Origin of the sequence: Actinosynnema pretiosum (assembly GCF_024171695.1) — a bacterium.
In the GTDB taxonomy this organism is placed as follows: Bacteria; Actinomycetota; Actinomycetes; order Mycobacteriales; family Pseudonocardiaceae; genus Actinosynnema; species Actinosynnema pretiosum.
The window spans coordinates 775,657-793,260 of the sequence record NZ_JAMTCF010000001.1 but is presented as its reverse complement, the minus strand read 5'-3'; the positions used below and the strand labels follow the sequence as shown (position 1 = coordinate 793,260).

Here is a 17,604-nt window from a genome sequence, read left to right as displayed (position 1 = left end):
CCGCCCGAGTCAAACGGCGTCTTGACGAGTGTGCTTGCCTGAAAGGAGGCCAAACGGAGAAGAGGGACCCCGCCCACCGCAGGGGTAAACCGCACCACAAGACCAACAGCCACCGGCCGGCAGAGCCTGTCTCCCTCTTTTTTGGAGGCCTGCCCCGCCGGCGAGGCGAGCCCTTCAGCTCTTGCCCTTCAGCTCTTGATCTTGATCTTCACCCTCAACCCCCGAACCCCCTCACCGCAAAGCGCTGGCCAACGCCACATGCACCGCAGTCCCGCTGAAAATGCTCAACAACGCATTCCCCCGCCACAAATGCAACCCACCCGTCACCGCCAACCCCACCACCACCGGCAACGCCTGCCGAACATCCCCCAACTCCGTCTCCCGCACCGTGTGCAGCACCAAAATCAACATCACCCCAACCGGCAACCCATCCCCCGCATGAGCCAACAACTCACTCGACCGCAACCGCCCCAGGAACGTGAACGGCAACGCCCGCAACCCCCACGTCACCCCCGCGCTCACCAACACCGCCGCAACCAAGTACGAAGCCTCAGGCACGACGCCCCCTCAGCCCCCTCCGCCGCTCCACCAGGAACGTCACCACCAAATACCCCGTGAACAACCCCATCGCCCCCACCAACATCCCCTCGCCGAACAACGCCCCCGCCACCACCGCGCACACCACCGCCGCGATCGGCGCGGGCAACCTCCGCCGCACCCGGTAGGCGTCGATCCCCAGCACCAAGAACAACGCGGTCAACGCGAACCCCAGCCCGTGCACACCCTCCGGCACCAGGTTCCCGACCAGCCCACCCGCCGTCACGCTCGCGACCCACACCACGTGGAACCCGCCCTGGATCGCCAGGATCCGCCCCCGGCTCCACCCCCGAGCCCCAGGTGACGCGGTCAACGCCCAAGCCTCGTCCGTCAACGCGAACGTGCTGTACACCTTCGCCCCCGCCCCCCGAACCCGGTGCAGCGGAAACGACAGCGCGTAGAACACGTGCCGGAAGTTCACCAGGAACGCCGTCACCGCGATCTGCGACAACGGCGCCACCGCCATCACCAGCCCCAGCAGCAGGAACTCGAACGACCCGGCGAACACCACCGAGGCGAACACCGTCCCCCACCACCAGGCGAGCCCCGTGTGGGTGACAAGAACACCGAACGCAAGCCCAAGCGGCACCGCGCCGAGCGCCGCCGGGAGCATGTCCCGAAGCCCGCGCGACACACCACCGCTCTCCACGAGGCCCACGTGATCCTCATGGCCCTCAACAGCGGCAGGGGAAGAAACTGACATGCCACAACTTTATGTCCCCGAACCCCCGCTTGGATTGCTCCACGTCGCCCTATAATCGCCAAATGAGCAACAAACCCAAACTGGACGACACAGATCGAGCAATCCTGTTGCAACTCTCCGAGGACGGCAGGCTCAGCAACACCGAGCTGGCCCGCCGCGTAGGCCTCACCCCGGCCCCCTGCCTGCGCCGGGTCCAGCGCCTGGAGCGCGACGGCGTCATCGCCGGTTACCGAGCCGTCCTGGATCCCACCGCCGCAGGACGCCCGTTCGAGGTAGTCGTCGCCGTCGAGATCACGTTCAACGACCGCCAGACCGTCGTCGACTTCGAGGCCGCGATCACCTCCTACGACGAGGTCACCGAGGTCCTCAGGCTCTTCGGCCTCCCCGACTACTACCTCCGCGTCAACGTCAAGGACAGCGCCGCCTACGAGGGCTTCATCATGAACAAGCTCAGCACCCTCAAAGCCGTCAACCGGATCATCTCCCACCAGAACATGAAGACCCTCAAAAAGACGACCTGACCGACCAGGCCCTAACCCGCCACCCGCCCCCGGAACGCGTGCGCCGCAACCGCCCCAGCGCCCACCACCAGCACCCCCGCGCTGACCGCCAACGACCAGTGCAGCCCCACCACGGCCCCCAACAACCCCACCGTGAACCCGCTACCAGCCTTCAACCCGCCCGCCGACACGTTGTACAACCCGATCACCCGCCCCCGGTCCGCAGCGGGCGCGAGCAGCTGCACCACCGTCTGCGTGATCGACATCGACGCCAGGTTCGCCACCCCGCCCACCACCAGCGCGACCACCGCCACCCCGTAGTTCCCGGACAGCGCGAACACCACCGTGGTCACCCCGTACACCCCGGTCGCCACGATCGCCGCCCCGACCTTCGGCCGCACCCACCCGGTGGCCTCCAGCACCAGCCCGCCGATCACCCCGCCTGCCCCGTTGGCGAACAGCAGCACCCCGTACGCCACCCCCGCCGACCCGGCCCCCAGATCGTGCGCGAACACCGGCATCGCCGACTGCATCGAGGCCCCCACCAGGAACGACCCCAACCCCGCCAACGCGATCATGCTCACCAACGTCCGGTCGCCACGCACGTCCCGCAGCACCCGAACCGCGTCCTTGATCCCCACGCGGGCCTTCCGCCCGCCCTCCCGCAGGTGCCCGGTGAACCGCGTCCGGAACAGGAACAGCGTCAGCGGCAGGTAGAAGGCGATGTTCGCGAAGATCCCCCACGTTGGCCCGAGCCCCAGCAGCAGCGCCGACCCGACCACCGGCCCGAACAGCACCCCGAGGCTCCGGAACGTGGCGTTCAGCCGAACCGCGCTGGGCAGCTCCTCCCGCGACACGAAGTCGTGCAGCAGCATCTGCTCACCGGGCCCCCACATCGCCCCCGCGCACCCGTGCAGCACCAGCAGCACGCACGCGTGCCACACCTGCAACGCCCCCGTCAGGAACAGCACCCCCCAGGCGGCGGACACGAACATGAACAACCCCTGCGCGGCCTGGATGAGCCTCCGGCAGTCGTACCGATCCGCGAGCCCGCCGAACCACACCGACAGCAGCAGGAACGGCACCCAGTGGCTGATCACCTGGAACCCGGTGAGCGCGGGGGAGTGGAAGCGCTCCCACAACACCCAATAGGTGATGACGTGCTCGATGTTGTCGGCCATCATCGCCAACCCCGTGCCGAACAGGTAAGGCCGACAATCCCGGTTCCGCAACGCCGCGAACCGCGCCACGCGCACCGCTTTTCCTTCTACTGCCCCACCTACTGCCCCACCTACTGCCCCACCTACTGCCCCACCTGCCCCACCCACCGTCCCGCCCAGGGGTCCGCCGGGGACCTCAGCCGGGTCCCCACCCTCGACGACGTGTCCGGGCGTGCCGCAGGCGGAGCACATGGTTGATCCCTCCAGCGCCCTCAAAATCGAGTCACCCTGTCTCGTATTTGGGCGCAGCGGACGCTACCACAGTTCCGAGACACCATGTCTCGCTAAACTCCACCCGTGGCACAAGACTCAGCCGGCCCCGGCAGGCCTCGCAGCGACGTCGCGCGCAGGGCGGTGCTCGAAGCCGCCGACGACCTGCTGGTCGAGGTCGGGTACGCGGCCATGACCATGAAGGGCATCGCCGAACGCGCCGGGGTCGGCAGGCAGACCGTCTACCGCTGGTGGGCCACCAAGGCCGAGATCCTGGTCGAGGCCTGCCTGGAGGACGTCCGCGAGGAGCTGGTCGCCACCCCCCTCCCCACCGCCCGCGCCGAACTCGTCTCCTACCTGGACGCCCTCGGCCGCTTCCTCACCACCTCACCCGCCGGGCTCGCCTACCGCGCCCTGCTCGGCGAGGCCCAGCACGACCCGGCCGTCCGCGACCTCGTCCGCGAGGCCGACGTCGTCAGCACCGCGACCGGCGAGGTCCTGCGCCGGGTCCGCCCCACCGCCCCCGCGATGCCGACCCCCGCGCTCGCCGCCGCCCAGCTCGTCGGCCCGATCCTCACCCGCGTCCTCGAAGTGGACGACGAGTTCTCCCCCGAACTGCTCGACGCGCACGCCGAGCTCCTGCTCAAAGCCTGGTCCTGAACGGGAGGAGCGGGCCCGGCGCGCACGCCGAACCCGCTCCTCGTCACCCCGCTGCGTTTCCCGCAGCGGGCTCAGTACACGTAACTCGCCTCGGCGACCGCCTTCGCGCCCGTCACCGCGGACCCGCTGAACCTCCGGTCCACCTCGGCCTTCTCGGCCGCGCTGGGCAGGTCGTTCTTGCAGGCCACCGGCGCGCTCGACCCCGACATCAGGTCCGAGCACAACCCGGTCCGCCGGTCGGGCAGCCCGAGCAGGTGCCCGATCTCGTGGGTCGCGATCCTGGGCCGGTAGTAGCCCTGGTTCACCGCCTCGCGCCCCATGTAGACCGTCCCGTTCCCCAGCGTGCCGGGGTAGGCGCGCGGCCAGCCGTTGTCCGCGTAGATCCGGATGTTCACGCCGGACGTCGACGTGCGCTTCGCCAGCTTGACGTTGCTCACCGACTTGTTCCAGTTCGCGGCGGCCACGTCCCAGTCGGCGGCGAACTCCTGGGCCTGGCTGGTGTCGTAGTACAGGGTGCGCGCCAGCGCCACCGGTTCCGCCGACGCCACCGGCGCCACCACCGCGAGCGGCAGCAGCAGACCGAGCGCGGCAACAACGGCACGCGCGACCTTTCGCACGAGCATGGTCGTCTCCTCGTGTCACAGGGAAAACGCGGGACCCCGGTGCAGGGTGGGGCCCCGCGTTCCAAGCAACCAGCCTCGCCGCCGACCCGCCAGCCCCCACAAGTAGGTAACCCGGACGGCCGGTCAACGCCCCGCCAACACCAGCCCAAGGACGCGCAAAGGCCCCCGCCCCTCGCCGCTACCGCTACGCCACGGACCCGGCCGCCACGCCCCTTGCCGCTACGGCACGGACCTGGTCCCCACGATCCCTGCCGCTACGGCACGGACCCGGTCCCCGCGCCCCTTGCCGCTACGCCACGAACCCGATCGTCAGCAGCACGTTCGCGTACAGCCGGGTGTCCCCGGTCGCCACGCACACCGCGAGGTCGGACGACTTGCAGGTCTCGTAGAAGTCCCGCCTCCCCAACGGCTGGAGCGGCAGGTCCGGCCCGAGCAGCCGCTCGTAGTCCGCCCACACCTCCGGCGTGCCGCCCTCGTCGGGCCGCATGGTGTGCGCCGCCTCGACCGGGATCGCCGAGAGCACCGGGGCGAGCACCTGGTCCACGGTCAGCAGCCCCGGCGTCAGGTTCAGGTGCACGACCTCGGCGGCGGGGTGGACGTTGGTGCGGTGGGCGTAGTTCGAGTCGGCGATCAGCACCTTGCTGCCGTGGCCGGACGCGGCGAGCACGGCGAGCAGGGGCGGGTGCAGCAGCGGGTAGCGGAGCATCTGGGCGGCCTCCCGGAGGTGGTGCGAACGGACCAATGTGAACGCTAACACTACGTTTTCCACCTTGGCGCAAGGAGGAATCCGAGTCCACCCGCCCGAAGTCCGCCCACCCCCGCCCGACCCCTGCCCGCGTCCACCGCTGGGCCGCACGGGTGGCCCACCGCGCCACCCGCCGCCACCCGGTGGCCCGTTCGGAGCAGCCCCCGCTGACGGTGGGCTCCCACCCGCCGGGGAAGGCGCTTTCCACCCGAACCCCCACCCCTTGTCCACCACGCCCACCCGGAGCAACCATGGTTGGGCCGCGCGGCCCCGCACACCACCGACCGGACGAGGAGAGAGACCCATGAAGCCCACCCTGCGCCGTGCCGCGACCGCCCTCCTGGCCGCCCTCCCCGCACTGGCGCTCGCACCCGCCGCGAGCGCCACGCCCACCACCGTCGCCTACGCCTGCCGCGCCAACACCCCCTTCGGCACCCAGGACTTCACGCTCACCCAGCCCGCCGACGTCTCCGCGCCCGCGACCGCCGCCTCGGGCAGCACGTTCGCGATCGTGGTCGACCCGGACGCCGCCACCGCGCCCGCGTCGGTCGGCGGCTTCACCCTGCGCCGGGTCCAGAACCTGACCTTCAAGGTCCCGATCCCGGCGAACACCACCTTCGCGTCGGGCTCCCTGTCGGGCGGCGTGAACGTCGGCACGACCGCCCTGTCCGTCTCCGGCGGCGTGGCCACCCTGACCGCGTCCGGCCCGGTGAACGGCGGCGCGTCGTTCGAGCTGCCGACCATCACCCTGAACGTGGTCGCGGGCGCGCCGGGCACCACCGCGAGCACCACCCTCTACGGCACCGGCTACACCGACCCAGGCCTGACCGCGACGGCGATCGTGCGCGTGCTGCTCGACGTGAGCGTCCCGGCGGCCTGCTACCCCGACCCGAACCCGGTGATCACCACGACCACGATCGTCTGACCCGCGCTCGCCGGACCCGGTCGCCCACGCTCATCGGGCCCGGCGCACGACCACCCGGTGGAGAAGCGCGGGCGCGACCGTCATCGCGCCCGCGCCGCCGGTGGTCTCACCCACCCGCACCCCGCCCGCTCACACCCCGTCCACCCGCACCCCGTCCTGCCAACTCCCGAAGGGCAGCCTCCGAAGCGCTCCCCGGATCGGCCGTCACGAACACGACCTGCTGGTCGTCCTCCGGCACCTCCAGCACGTCGCACGCCACCCGCAGCTCCCCGACCTCGGGATGCGCCACGACCTTCCGCCGATGCCCCGCCTCCCGCACCGGATTGCTGTCCCACACCGCCCGGAACTCCGCGCTCCCCGCCCGCAGCTCGCCCAGCAGCCCGGAGAGCCGCGCGTCACCGGGGTACCGCGCCGAAGCCCGCCGCAGCCGCGCCACCACGATCGCCCCGAACTCCTCACCCCCGCTGACCTCAGTCATCCCGCCGCCCCCACCCTCACCCCCATCCCCGAGGAACCGAGCCCTGGCCAGGTTCCCCGGCCACCCGCCGAACACCGCGCACGCCACCGAGTTGGCCGCCACCACCTCGTACGTCGCGTCCGTGACCAGCGCCGCCACCCCACCGACCCGCTCCAGCAACGCCGCCACGTGCGGCCTCACCACCCGCACCGGCCCACCCGCCGCAGGCGCGGCCACCCCCGCCAACCGGAACAGGTGCCTGCGCTCGGCCGCCGACAACCGCAGAGCCCCGCTCACCCCCTCCAGCACCCCGGCCGACGGCCGCGACCCCCGCGCCTGCTCCATCCGCACGTAGTAGTCCACCGACACGCTCGCCAGCCGCGCCACCTCCTCCCGGCGCAGCCCCGGCGTCCGCCGCACACCCCCGCCGAACAACCCCACCGCCTCCGGCGCCACCCCTTCCCGCCGCTCCCGCAGGAACCTCGCCAACTCCACCCGCGCCACCGAACACCTCCCGCCCCCGAACCAGCCCCAGTCGCCAGCCCAGCCCCATTCGCCAGCTCAACCCCGGTCGCCAGCCCAGCCCTCACCCTCCCTGGTACACCTCGTCCCTGGCTGCCCGCCCCCACCCGAGGCACCGTCATCCCCGTGAACACCCCCACCGCCCTGGTCACCGGGGCCAACAAGGGCATCGGCCGCCACATCGCCCAGCAGCTCGCGGCCCTCGGCCACACCGTCCTCATCGGCTCCCGCGACCCCGAGCGCGGCGCCGAGGCCGCAGCCGCCATCGGCCCGAACGCCCACCCCCTGCTCCTGGACGTCACCGACCCGTCGTCCATCGCCGCAGCCGCAGCCACCACCGACCACCTGGACGTCCTGATCAACAACGCGGGCATCTCCGACGAGGGCGCCACCGCCGAGGAAACCACCCCCGAAACCCTCCGCCGCGTCTACGAGACCAACGTGTTCGCCGTGGTCGCCGTCACCAACGCGTTCCTGCCCGCACTGCGCCGCTCCAGCGCCCCGCGCATCGTGAACATCTCCAGCGGAACCGCCTCGCTCACCGCGTCCGCCGACCCGGCGGGCATGGGCGCCTACCGGGGCGCGGCGGCGGCCTACCGCTCCGCGAAGACCGCGCTGAACGCCCTGACCGCGCTCTACGCCCAGTCCCTCGGCGACCCGTTCAAGGTCAACGCCCTGGCCCCAGGCCTGCGCGCGACCGACCTCAACGCCCGAGCCGCCGAACTCGGCGGCGACCCGGCAGAGGGCGCGGCGGGCGCGGTCCGCCTGGCCCTGCTCGACCAGGACGGCCCCACCGGCGGCTTCCACTCCTGGGACGGCACACCGCTGCCCTGGTGACCTCGCACGGTCCCCACCCCGCCCGCGCGACCCCGGCGCCCACCGGGGTCGCGCCCCACAACCCCGTTCCCGCTCCTACCCCCGCTACCGCCGCTGCTACCGCTACCGCTTCCGCTTGACCTTGATCAGGTCCACGTCCGTCACGGTCGCCTTCATGTCCCGGAAGTCCACCCCGAGCGCGTCGACGGCCCGCCCGGCGAGCGCCATCCCGCGCTCGGACACCGCCCGGTCCCCGGCGTCCTCGGCCGCCCTGACCTGCACCCGGAAGCTGAAGAAGTCCAACTTCGCGTCGTAGCTCAGCGCCCCCTCGTCCGAGAACCCGCCGCGCAGCACGTCGTGCTCCCCGGCGACGGCGAGCAACCGCGCCCGCCCGGTCTCGTCCAGGTCCGCGAACCTCCCGCGCACCATGACCCGGTAGGTGTGATCGGCCACGCGCTCCTCCTGACGACGCGGGCGCCCGCGAACCGGACGCCCCGGAAACCGCGCCATCCTGCTCACCCGCGCCCACCACCCGCAACGGGATTACGGGCGCGCCGCCCCGGAGGAACGACGCGCCCGCAACATCACAGCCCGCGCCGCAGGTTCTCCGCCATCAACCGCACGAACCGAGCCGGGTCGCCCAGCTCCCCGCCCTCGGCCAGCAGCGCCATCCCGTGCAGCAGCTCCACGGTCTCCGCCAGCGGCTCCTTGTCCTCCCGCTCGGCGAACGCCGTCCGCAGCCCCGCCACCAGCGGGTGCTCCGGGTTCAGCTCCAGGATGCGCTTGACCGGCGGCAGCTCCTGCCCCATCGCCCGGTACATCTTCTCCAGCGTGGGCGTCAGGTCGTGCTCGTCGCCGACCACGCACGCGGGCGAGGTGGTCAGCCGCGAGGTCAGCCGCACCTCCTTGACCTGCTCCGCCAGCAGCCCGGTCATCCACGAGGTCAGCTCGGCGAAGTCCGCGACGCGCTCGGCCGCCGCGGCCTTCTCCTCCTCGCTCTCCAGGTCCACCTGCCCCTTGGCCACCGACTGGAACGTCCGCCCGTCGAAGCCCGGCACCGAGTCGACCCACATCTCGTCGATGGTGTCGGTCATGATCAGCACCTCGTACCCCTTGGCGCGCAGCGCCTCCAGGTGCGGGGAGTTCTCCACGGCCGTGCGCGAGTCGCCGGTCATGTAGTAGATGTGCTCCTGGCCGTCCTTCATCCGCTCGACGTACTGCGCCAGGGTGGTCTTCTTCTCGGCGTCCTCGGTCGAGTCGAACGAGCAGACCGCGAGGATCGCGTCCCGGTTGTCGACGTCGCTGAGCAGGCCCTCCTTGAGCGCGGTGCCCAGCTCCCGCCAGAACACCGCGTAGTCCTCGGGCCGGTCGTTCAGCATGGTCTTGATGGTCGACAGGACCTTCTTGACCAGCCTGCGCCGCATCAGCTGGATCTGCCGGTCCTGCTGCAGGATCTCCCGCGACACGTTCAGCGAGAGGTCCTGCGCGTCCACCACGCCCTTGACGAACCGCAGGTACTCGGGCATGAGCTCTTCGCAGTCGTCCATGATGAAGACGCGCTTCACGTAGAGCTGCACGCCGCGCTTGTGGTCGCGCATGAACAGGTCCATCGGCGCCCGCGACGGCAGGAACAGCAGCGCCTGGTACTCGAACGTGCCCTCGGCCTGGAGCCGGATGGTCTCCAGCGGGTCGTTCCAGTCGTGGCTGACGTGCCGGTAGAACTCGGCGTACTCCTCCTTGCTCACCTCGCTGGACGAGCGCGCCCACAGCGCCTTGCCCGAGTTCAGCACCTTCGGCTCCGGCGCGGCGGGCGCCTCGACGCCCTCGCCCTCCGCCGCACCCTCCGCGTCCTCCGCACCCTCCGCCTCGACCGGCGCGGCAGGGGCGGGGGCGGGCTCGACCAGCCGCACCGGCCAGGTGATGAAGTCCGAGTACTTCTTGACGATCTCGGTCAGCTTCGCCGCCGACGTGTAGTCGGGGAGCTGGTCCTCCTCGTCGGCGGGCTTGAGGTGCAGGGTCACCGACGTGCCCTGCGGCGCGTCGTCGACCTCCTCGATCGTGTAGCTGCCCTCGCCGGTGGACTCCCACCGCACGCCCTTGTCGAGCCCGGCCCGCCTGGTCACCATGACCACCCGGTCGGCGACCATGAACGTCGAGTAGAAGCCGATGCCGAACTGGCCGATCAGCTCCTGCTGCGAGGAGTCCTGCGCCTCCTTCATCTTGCGCAGGAACTCGGAGGTGCCGGACCTGGCGATGGTGCCGATCAGCCCGACGACCTCGTCGCGCGACATGCCGATCCCGTTGTCCCTGATCACCAGGGTGCGCGCGACCGGGTCCGGGACCAGGTCGATGTGCGGGTCCGACACGTCGACGTCCAGGTCCTTGTCGCGGAACGCCTCCAAGCGCAGCTTGTCCAGCGCGTCCGAGGAGTTCGACACCAGCTCGCGAAGGAACGTGTCCTTGTTCGAGTAGATCGAGTGGATCATCAGGTTGAGGAGCTGGCGCGCCTCGGTCTGGAACTCCAGCGTTTCCACGTGCGTGACCTCTCTTGCGATTCGATCGATCGGGACTGCCGACCCGCCATGCTATCCAGCCGCCGCCCGCCCCGAGCGGAACCGCCCGGTCCGGCCCCGCCGCGAACTCGGGAAAACGTCGTCCGGAGGGGGAGTATGCGCCCGTGCTAAACACCCCTCCGCGTCATCGCGCGGTAAAGCGCGGGGGTGTTCCGGGAAACGTCCGGGAGCGCGCGGAAACAACGCTCCAGGTGTGATCGGTGTGAAACGGCGATGCCCGGTTCCGGCGTTCGGACGCTCGCGCCCGCACCGGGGTTGAGCGGCGAGCGGGCGGGGAACCCGCAGCGGGCAAGGGGTTTCCCGGCGGCTGGGGGTCGGCCGGGGGAGGGCGTCGCGGCAGGTCCGCGCGTTCGGGGAAAAGTCGCGCGCCCCCGTCGGCGGGCCGGTTCGGCCGCGTTTGATCTGCAATTGTGCGGAAAGCCGTCGACTTCGGTTTTTCGGTTTTCCGAGTGCCACCGCCGAAGTCCCGCCATACTGGGAGGGCGGGCCACCGCATCCGCGCCAGGTCGGGGTGTCCTGGGCTCGGAGTCCGCTGTGGACGGTGGGTGGCGCGTTCGTGCGGGGGATGGGGCGAGCGGAATGTGGAGGGAGCGGAACCGCTTTGTCTGCTGTGGACACGCAGGGGGTTGAATCCGCCTTCGCCGGTTACCTGGCGATGGCGCTGGTCGAGGCGGGGCGCTCGGCGCGCCGCCGCATCGAGGACGAGCTGGCCGACTACGGCCTGACGCTGCGCTACCTGGACGCGCTGGGCCACCTGGCCAGGGGCGCGGAGCTGTCGGGCAGCGACCTGGCCCGGCGCATGGGGATCACGGCCCAGAGCGCGCACGCCACGATCCTGCGCCTGGAGGACCTGGGCGCGGTGGAGCGCTCGCGGACCGGCCGGGGGCGCAGGTCGCTGCTGGACGTCACGGGCGCGGGCGGCGAGATGCTCACGGCGGCCGACCGGGTGCTGAACAGCCTGGACGCCAGGCTGCTCGACGCGGTCCCGGACGTGCGCGACGGCGAGGTGCGCAGGCTGGTCGCGGTGCTGGAGACGGACGCCGCGCGGGAGACGGGCGCCGCGCGGGAGGAGGGCGGGACGGGCTAGGACCGCCCGGCCCCGGACGCGCGAACGGCGCCGCGATCCCCTGCCAGGGGAGGTCGCGGCGCCGTTCGCCGTCGTGCTCCGCTCGCGCGCCACCGCGAGCCGCGCGCCACCACCGCCCGCGCGCTACCGCTGCTGCTACCGCTACCGCCAGTCGCGCCTGCCGGTGACGACGGCGCGCTGCGCGCTGGTCACCACCCCGCGCACCAGCGCCGTGATCACCAGCCCGATGATCAGGTTCAGCACCGCCGTGAACACCTTCGACTCCGGGTCGAAGTTCACGCTCAGCGGCAGCACCACGGCGATCGCGGTCAGCAGCACCATGATCCAGCCGAAGAACCGGGTCCCGTTGGGCGTGGTCGCCAGCAGCACCTGCGCCAGCCCGGTCGCCCCGAGCGCCACCACCGCGCAGGCCACGCAGTACGTCATCGTGCTCGCGTTGCCCCACGCGCCCTCGCCCTGCGGCGCGAGCACCGGCACCCCGAGCAGCCCCCTGGCCACCAGGATGCCCACCACCGAGATCAGCCCGGCGACCAGCGCCGTGGCCACCCCGCCCGCCCACAACCGCCCCGCGTCGAACAGCCGCTCAGGCTTGGGCCTCGCGGGCTCGCGGACCTCGCGCTCCACGGGCTGCGGCAGCACGGCGGTCTCCTCCGCCTCGCCGGGGCGGGGCCGGGGGAACGCCTCCCCGCGCCGAGGTTCGACCTCCGCGACGGGCTCGAACCGGGTCCTCCTGCGGTCCTCCGCCATGACCTGCCTCCTCCGGGTGCGCACGCGGTCCTCGTCGCCGGGAGGGGTTTCCCACCGGCGCGCTCCCCAACCGCGCCAACCGGGGGAACGCCGCACGTCCGGGGGTGGTCGGCGGTCCACCGGGCGCGCCGGGCGACCCCTGGTTACCGTCGGCCCGTTGACGCGCCGATCACCACCGACGAAGCTGAGCACCGCTCGCAAAGGCTCCCGGTCGGGAGACCCCGGCACGACCTACCCGCAGGAGCCAGCGATGACCGGTCCGACGTCCCCCGACGCGCCGAGGGGCGTCCTGGTCACCGGGGCGTCCAGGGGCATCGGCCGCGCCACCGCGCTCGCGTTCGCCCGGCGCGGCGACCGGGTCGCGGTGCACTACGCGCACAACCGGGCCGACGCCGAGCGCACCCTGGCCGAGCTGCCGGGCGACGGCCACGTGCTGGTGCGCGGCGACCTGTCCGACCCGGAGGCCGCCGAACTGGTCGCCGAGTCCGCCGACCACGGCCTGGAGGGGGTGGACGTGCTGGTCAACAACGCCGCCACCGCGCCCACCGAGGACAGCGCGCACCCGATCGCCGAGGTCTCCTACGAGCACTGGCGGCGGGTGTGGCGCAGGTCGGTGGAGGTCAACCTGCTGGGCACGGTCGACCTGACCCACCGGGTGGTCGCCCGCATGGTCGCGCGCGGCGTGCCGGGCCGGGTGGTGAACATCGGCTCGCGCGGCGCGTACAAGGGCGAGCCGGAGCACCCCGCGTACGGCGCGACGAAGGCCGCGCTGCACGCGTTCGGCCAGTCGATCGCGGTGTCCCTCGCCCCGCACGGCATCGCGGTCGCCTCGGTCGCGCCGGGGTTCGTCGCGACCGAGCGGCAGGAGGGCAAGCTCGCGGGCGAGGCGGGCGGCGCCCTGCGCGCCCAGAGCCGCTTCGGCCGCGTGGGCACGGCGGAGGAGGTCGCGGCGGCGGTGCTCTACCTCGCCTCGCCGGAGGCGGCGTGGGCGTCGGGCGCGGTGCTGGACCTCAACGGGGCGTCGCACCTGCGCTGACGGGCGGCGGGTCGGCCGATCGCGCCCGCCGCGAACCTGCGGCCGGGGTCGCCGCGCGGGCCGTGCACCCGCGCGCGGGCCGGCGCCGCCGCGTTCCGCTCGCCCCGCGCCCGCCGCACTCACCCGGTCATGCCTCGCCTCACCCGCTCGCGGACCCGCCTCGCCCCACTCGCTCGCGGGCCGCTCACCCCACCGCAGCGGGCGACCACCCCAGCGCGGGCCCGAGCTTCCCGGCGATGTCGGTCAGGATCTGCTCGTAGTCCTCCTGGTCGAAGGTGAACGGCAGCGCGAACGCCACCTCCTCCACCTCCCGGAACCCCGCGTGCGCGTGCAGCCGCTCCGCGATCTGCTCCGACGTCCCCACCAGGTCCGGCGCGAACAGCACCCGCGCGGGCCCCTGCGGGGTGCGCGTGCGCGGCAGCCGCGCCTCCGCGTACCGCTCGTACCGCTCCCGCTGCCGGGCGTCCGCGCTGTCCGTCGGCACCACCACCAGCCCCTGCGACACCCGCGCCGCCGCCCCGTCCGGGTGAGCGGCCCGGAACGCCCGGATGTGCGAGGCCTGCACCTGCGCGAAGTCCTCCGACTCCTCGGCCTTCACCACGCTGCTGGTCAGCAGGTTCACCCCGTTCTCCCCGGCCCACCGCGCCGACCCGAGGCTCCCGGCCCCGTACCAGACCCGCCCGGCCAGGCCGGGGGAGTGCGGCTGCACGCGCCGGGAGAACACCTCGACGCCCTCGGTGCCCTCGAAGTCGCTCGCAGGCTCCCCGCGCAGGAACCCGACCAGCCGCCGGGCCCGCTCGTGCCCGAGCTCCTCCACCTCCGCCGTCTCCGGGTACAGCGCGTCCTTCACCCGGTCGAACCCCATCGGCCTGCCCGCGCTGACGCCGGGGTTGAGCCGCCCGCCGGACAGCACGTCCACGGTCGCCAGGTCCTCGGCCAGCCGCAGCGGGTTCTCCCAGCCGAGCGGGGTCACGGCGGTGCCCAGCGCGATCCGCCTGGTGCGCTGGGTGGCGGCGGCCAGCACCGCGACGGGGGAGGAGATGCCGTGCTGGAGGTGCCGGTGCCGCACCCACGCGCTGTCGAAGCCGAGCCGCTCGCCCAGCTCCAGCACCTGGAGGGTCGACTCGTGCCCCTTGGCCGGGTCCTCCGGGTCGAACAGCCCGATGGTCAGGAAGCCGAGCTTGCGCAGCGGCTCGGACGGGAGCGGCACGGTGTCCTCCGCGGTGGATCGCACGGTCCCCAGCGGACCCGTGGGGCCGCGCTCACCGCGTCCCGATCACAGCCTGCCACCGCGGAACCGGTCGATCTCCCGCCGTTCCCGCTTCGTGGGACGACCGGCCCCCCGGTCGCGGTGCGCGATCTGGACGGCGGCCTCCGGCGGCGGCTTGGGCGTGCGGTCGATGAAGCACGTGGACGCCGCCTCGGCCCCGACCCGCTTCTGGATCACCCGCACCACCTCGACCACCCGGTTGACCCCGTTCACCCGAGCGCGCACCTGGTCACCGGGCACGACCACGGTGGCGGGCTTGGCGGGCCGGTCGTTGACGCGCACGTGCCCGCCCCGGCAGGCGTCCGCCGCGTCCGGGCGGGTCTTGGTCAACCGGACCGCCCACAGCCAGCGGTCCACGCGGGTGGACTCCATCCCCCCATCATCCCGGCAACCGCGCCGGAAGCGGGAACCACCCGCCGCACGCCGCCGAACGGGCTGGTCACGGCGCTGCGGCGGAGTGGAAGCGTGAGCGCGGCGCGGAACGGGTACCAGTGGTCCACCACGAAACCAGGAGGAGCGGAAGTGGGCTTCAGCAGCGTCATCGGCGCGCTCTTCGTCGGTCTGGTCATCGGCGTGCTGGGCAGGCTGATCCGGCCGGGGAAGCAGGACATCCCCATCTGGCTGACGATCGTCGTCGGCATCCTGGCCGCGTTCCTCGGCACGCTCGTCGCCGACGCCGCCGGGATCGGCGACACGAGGGGCTTCGACTGGGTCGAGTTCTGCATCCAGCTCGCCCTGTCCGTGGTCGGCGTCGGCGTCGCGGCCGGCGCCTACGGCAGGCGGAGCCTGCGCTGATCCGCCTGCGCTGACCCCTCAGGGGGTCCCCAGGTCCCGGTCGACGCGGATCCCAGGCCGCGCCGACCGGCAGGCCGGGCGCGCGCCCGGTGCGAACCGGCCGCGCGCGCCCGGTCGTGCTCCCCACGACCGGGCGCGGTGACCACGGGCGCGGTGACCACAGGCACGGTGACCACGGGCACGGGCACGACGGGCGCGGTGACCCCCGTGACCGGTTCCGGACAACACCCCCGTCACCCGGAAGCTCAAGCCCCCTCCCCGCGTTGATCCACACATGCGAATCGGTATCGCGTTACCCCAGTTCGGCCCCCAGAGCAGGCGCGTGGACGAGATCGTCCCCTTCGCGGTCGAGGCCGAGCGCCTCGGCGCGGCCAGCCTCTGGGTCGCAGACCGCCTCTACGCACCCGCCGACCCCGTCGTCGGCTACGCGGGCGGCGACGACATCCCGGTCGAGTTCCGCCGCGTGCTCGACCCGTTCGCGCTCCTCGCGGCCGTCGCCACGCACACCTCCACCGCCACCCTCGGCAGCAGCGTGCTCAACCTGCCCTGGTACCAGCCGGTGGCCCTCGCGCGCCTGCTCACCACGATCGACGTGCTCAGCTCCGGCAGGCTGCTGCCCGGCTTCGGCATCGGCTGGTCGCCCGACGAGTACCGGGCGTCCGGCGTCCCGTGGGAGGGCAGGGGCGCGCGCTTCGACGAGGCCCTCGACCTCCTCGACCAGGCCTGGACCGCCGACGTCCTGGCCCACGAGGGCGAGCACTACTCGGTCCCGGCGGGCTACGTGGACCTCAAGCCCGCGCGCAAGCCCCCGGTGCACCTGGGCGGCTTCTCGAAGGTCGCGTTCCAGCGCATCGCCCGGCGCGGCGCGGGGTGGTTGCCGGTCCTGCAGGTCGGGGCCACCGCGCAGGACCCGGCCCCGCTGGCGCGCGCCCGCGAGCAGATCGGCGCGGGAACCCCCGCCGTGCTCCGCCTGAACGCCGCCCGCGACACCCCGATCGGCGCCATCGCGGACACCGCGCTGGCCTCGGCGCAGGCCGGGTTCGACGACCTGTTCGTCGACCTGTCGTACGTGGTGGACGAGCCGTCCGAGGCGCTGGACCGGTTCGCGGACCTGCTGGCGAAGACCGCCTGACCTGCGGGTTCCCGCTGCCGCGTTCGGGTGATCCGCACCCGGACGCGGCCACCGGGACCCACCTCCGGTGGCATTCGCCGCCCCCGGTTACTCCATTCGGTAATAGGTGAGGCTAGCCTAAGGCTCATGGCAGCAGAGGTCGTGGTGAGCCCGACGACGGAACCGTTCCAGCACTTCGACGCCGAGGTGCTGGCCACGAAGGCACTCGGCCCCAGCATGGTGCGGGTGACCTTCGGCGGCCCCGCGCTGCGCGACGTGCGCACCTGGGGCCCCGACCAGCGGATCAAGCTGTTCTTCCCGAAGTCCGGCCAGGTCGGCCTGACCGTGCCCACCGGGGCCGACTGGTACACCCGCTTCCGCGAGCTGCCCGACCGCGAGCGCCCGGCGATGCGCACCTACACGCTGCGCGCGGTGCGCCAGGGCCAGGTCGACATCGACTTCGTCCGCCACGGCGACACCGGCCCCGCGTCCACCTGGGCGGGCAAGGCCTCGGTCGGCGACCGGACGGTCATCCTCGCCCCGAACGCCCACCACGTCCCGGAGAACCCGGCGCGCATGGGCGCCGACTACGCCCCGCCCGCCGACTCCACCTGGCAGCTGATCGTCGGCGACGAGACCGCGCTGCCCGCGATCGGCGGCATCGTGGAGTCCCTGCCGAAGGGCGTGCGCGCGCGGGTGGTCCTGGAGGTCCCGAGCGCGAGCGACCGCCAGGAGTGGCGCACCGAGGGCGAGGTCGACACGACCTGGCTGGTGCGCGGCGCCGACGTCCCGCTGCTGGACGCGATCCGCGCCGAGGGCGTCCCCGACGGCCCCGGCTACGCGTGGCTCGCGGGCGAGTCGAGCCTGGTGCGCGGCCTGCGCAGGCACCTGGTGAAGGACCTGGGCGTCGACCGCAAGCGCGTCTACTTCTGCGGCTACTGGCGCGAGGGCCGCCCGGAGGAGACCGCGCACGAGCCGGTCGAGGAGGACTGAGCCAGAGGTCCCGC

The 17,604-nt window shown here is 72.7% G+C and carries 20 protein-coding genes; 9 read left to right on the top strand and 11 right to left on the bottom strand.

Going from position 1 to position 17,604, the window contains the following annotated elements; translation table 11 throughout:
* Window positions 1-231: 231 nt before the first annotated feature.
* Window positions 232-558 (bottom strand): branched-chain amino acid transporter permease, encoded by a 327-nt coding sequence (locus LV78_RS02970; protein WP_253843118.1) that lies wholly within the window; start codon window positions 556-558, stop codon window positions 232-234.
* Entirely contained in the window at window positions 551-1,210 is a 660-nt protein-coding gene (locus tag LV78_RS02965) for an AzlC family ABC transporter permease (RefSeq protein ID WP_253843242.1), read from the bottom strand. The genes LV78_RS02970 and LV78_RS02965 overlap by 8 nt, the downstream gene beginning before the upstream one ends.
* Window positions 1,211-1,362: 152 nt before the next feature.
* On the opposite strand from LV78_RS02965, the gene LV78_RS02960 reads away from it, so the two are divergent.
* Entirely contained in the window at window positions 1,363-1,821 is a 459-nt protein-coding gene (locus tag LV78_RS02960) for an Lrp/AsnC family transcriptional regulator (RefSeq protein WP_015801212.1), read from the top strand.
* A gap of 11 nt (window positions 1,822-1,832) precedes the next feature.
* Here LV78_RS02960 and LV78_RS02955 read toward each other — a convergent pair whose 3' ends face one another.
* Window positions 1,833-3,056: an MFS transporter gene (locus tag LV78_RS02955; protein WP_253843116.1), complete on the bottom strand. Its 1,224-nt coding sequence runs from the start codon at window positions 3,054-3,056 to the stop codon at window positions 1,833-1,835.
* 261 nt (window positions 3,057-3,317) lie between these two features.
* Here LV78_RS02955 and LV78_RS02950 point away from each other — a divergent pair, with 261 nt between their 5' ends.
* Window positions 3,318-3,890, top strand: a complete 573-nt coding sequence (locus LV78_RS02950; protein ID WP_253843115.1) for a TetR/AcrR family transcriptional regulator — start codon at window positions 3,318-3,320, stop codon at window positions 3,888-3,890.
* 71 nt (window positions 3,891-3,961) lie between these two features.
* On the opposite strand, the gene LV78_RS02945 is transcribed toward LV78_RS02950, so the two are convergent.
* Together LV78_RS02945 and LV78_RS02940 are read right to left on the bottom strand one after the other, a co-directional pair.
* Window positions 3,962-4,513: a snapalysin family zinc-dependent metalloprotease gene (locus LV78_RS02945; RefSeq protein WP_253843114.1), complete on the bottom strand. Its 552-nt coding sequence runs from the start codon at window positions 4,511-4,513 to the stop codon at window positions 3,962-3,964.
* A 289-nt stretch (window positions 4,514-4,802) separates the two neighbouring features.
* Entirely contained in the window at window positions 4,803-5,219 is a 417-nt protein-coding gene (locus LV78_RS02940; protein ID WP_253843113.1) for an RbsD/FucU family protein, read from the bottom strand.
* Between the two features lie 343 nt (window positions 5,220-5,562).
* Here LV78_RS02940 and LV78_RS02935 point away from each other — a divergent pair, with 343 nt between their 5' ends.
* Window positions 5,563-6,183: a cyclase gene (locus LV78_RS02935; protein ID WP_253843245.1), complete on the top strand. Its 621-nt coding sequence runs from the start codon at window positions 5,563-5,565 to the stop codon at window positions 6,181-6,183.
* A 106-nt stretch (window positions 6,184-6,289) separates the two neighbouring features.
* Here LV78_RS02935 and LV78_RS02930 read toward each other — a convergent pair whose 3' ends face one another.
* Window positions 6,290-7,144: a helix-turn-helix transcriptional regulator gene (locus LV78_RS02930; protein WP_253843111.1), complete on the bottom strand. Its 855-nt coding sequence runs from the start codon at window positions 7,142-7,144 to the stop codon at window positions 6,290-6,292.
* Between the two features lie 144 nt (window positions 7,145-7,288).
* On the opposite strand from LV78_RS02930, the gene LV78_RS02925 reads away from it, so the two are divergent.
* The gene (locus LV78_RS02925) at window positions 7,289-7,999 is read left to right on the top strand and encodes an SDR family NAD(P)-dependent oxidoreductase (RefSeq protein ID WP_253843110.1); all 711 of its coding nucleotides are present in this window, start codon (window positions 7,289-7,291) and stop codon (window positions 7,997-7,999) included.
* A 102-nt stretch (window positions 8,000-8,101) separates the two neighbouring features.
* On the opposite strand, the gene LV78_RS02920 is transcribed toward LV78_RS02925, so the two are convergent.
* Both LV78_RS02920 and htpG read right to left on the bottom strand, forming a co-directional pair.
* A complete protein-coding gene (locus LV78_RS02920) occupies window positions 8,102-8,431 on the bottom strand; it encodes a DUF6204 family protein (RefSeq protein WP_253843109.1) in 330 nt (109 codons plus the stop codon).
* Between the two features lie 131 nt (window positions 8,432-8,562).
* Window positions 8,563-10,464: a molecular chaperone HtpG gene (gene htpG / locus LV78_RS02915; protein ID WP_253843240.1), complete on the bottom strand. Its 1,902-nt coding sequence runs from the start codon at window positions 10,462-10,464 to the stop codon at window positions 8,563-8,565.
* 697 nt (window positions 10,465-11,161) lie between these two features.
* Here htpG and LV78_RS02910 point away from each other — a divergent pair.
* Window positions 11,162-11,638: a MarR family winged helix-turn-helix transcriptional regulator gene (locus LV78_RS02910; RefSeq protein ID WP_253843239.1), complete on the top strand. Its 477-nt coding sequence runs from the start codon at window positions 11,162-11,164 to the stop codon at window positions 11,636-11,638.
* Window positions 11,639-11,779: 141 nt separating this feature from the next.
* Here the strand turns inward: LV78_RS02910 and LV78_RS02905 are convergent, their stop codons facing one another.
* The gene (locus LV78_RS02905; protein ID WP_308208663.1) at window positions 11,780-12,385 is read right to left on the bottom strand and encodes a DUF6069 family protein; all 606 of its coding nucleotides are present in this window, start codon (window positions 12,383-12,385) and stop codon (window positions 11,780-11,782) included.
* A gap of 250 nt (window positions 12,386-12,635) precedes the next feature.
* Between LV78_RS02905 and LV78_RS02900 the strand changes: the two genes are divergently transcribed.
* Window positions 12,636-13,421 carry an SDR family NAD(P)-dependent oxidoreductase gene (locus LV78_RS02900; protein WP_253843108.1) on the top strand — a complete coding sequence of 262 codons (786 nt, stop codon included), beginning with the start codon at window positions 12,636-12,638 and terminating at the stop codon, window positions 13,419-13,421.
* Between the two features lie 184 nt (window positions 13,422-13,605).
* Here LV78_RS02900 and LV78_RS02895 read toward each other — a convergent pair whose 3' ends face one another.
* Both LV78_RS02895 and LV78_RS02890 read right to left on the bottom strand, forming a co-directional pair.
* Entirely contained in the window at window positions 13,606-14,631 is a 1,026-nt protein-coding gene (locus tag LV78_RS02895) for an LLM class flavin-dependent oxidoreductase (RefSeq protein ID WP_253843236.1), read from the bottom strand.
* Between the two features lie 66 nt (window positions 14,632-14,697).
* Window positions 14,698-15,063 (bottom strand): RNA-binding S4 domain-containing protein, encoded by a 366-nt coding sequence (locus LV78_RS02890; RefSeq protein ID WP_253843107.1) that lies wholly within the window; start codon window positions 15,061-15,063, stop codon window positions 14,698-14,700.
* A 150-nt stretch (window positions 15,064-15,213) separates the two neighbouring features.
* Between LV78_RS02890 and LV78_RS02885 the strand changes: the two genes are divergently transcribed.
* The 3 genes from LV78_RS02885 (at window position 15,214) to LV78_RS02875 (ending at window position 17,590) form a co-directional block, all read left to right on the top strand.
* On the top strand, window positions 15,214-15,486 hold the full coding sequence (locus tag LV78_RS02885; protein WP_253843106.1) for a GlsB/YeaQ/YmgE family stress response membrane protein: 273 nt from the start codon (window positions 15,214-15,216) through the stop codon (window positions 15,484-15,486).
* Between the two features lie 274 nt (window positions 15,487-15,760).
* Window positions 15,761-16,618 (top strand): TIGR03619 family F420-dependent LLM class oxidoreductase, encoded by an 858-nt coding sequence (locus LV78_RS02880; protein WP_253843104.1) that lies wholly within the window; start codon window positions 15,761-15,763, stop codon window positions 16,616-16,618.
* Window positions 16,619-16,744: 126 nt separating this feature from the next.
* Window positions 16,745-17,590: a siderophore-interacting protein gene (locus LV78_RS02875; protein WP_253843103.1), complete on the top strand. Its 846-nt coding sequence runs from the start codon at window positions 16,745-16,747 to the stop codon at window positions 17,588-17,590.
* Window positions 17,591-17,604 lie beyond the last annotated feature (14 nt).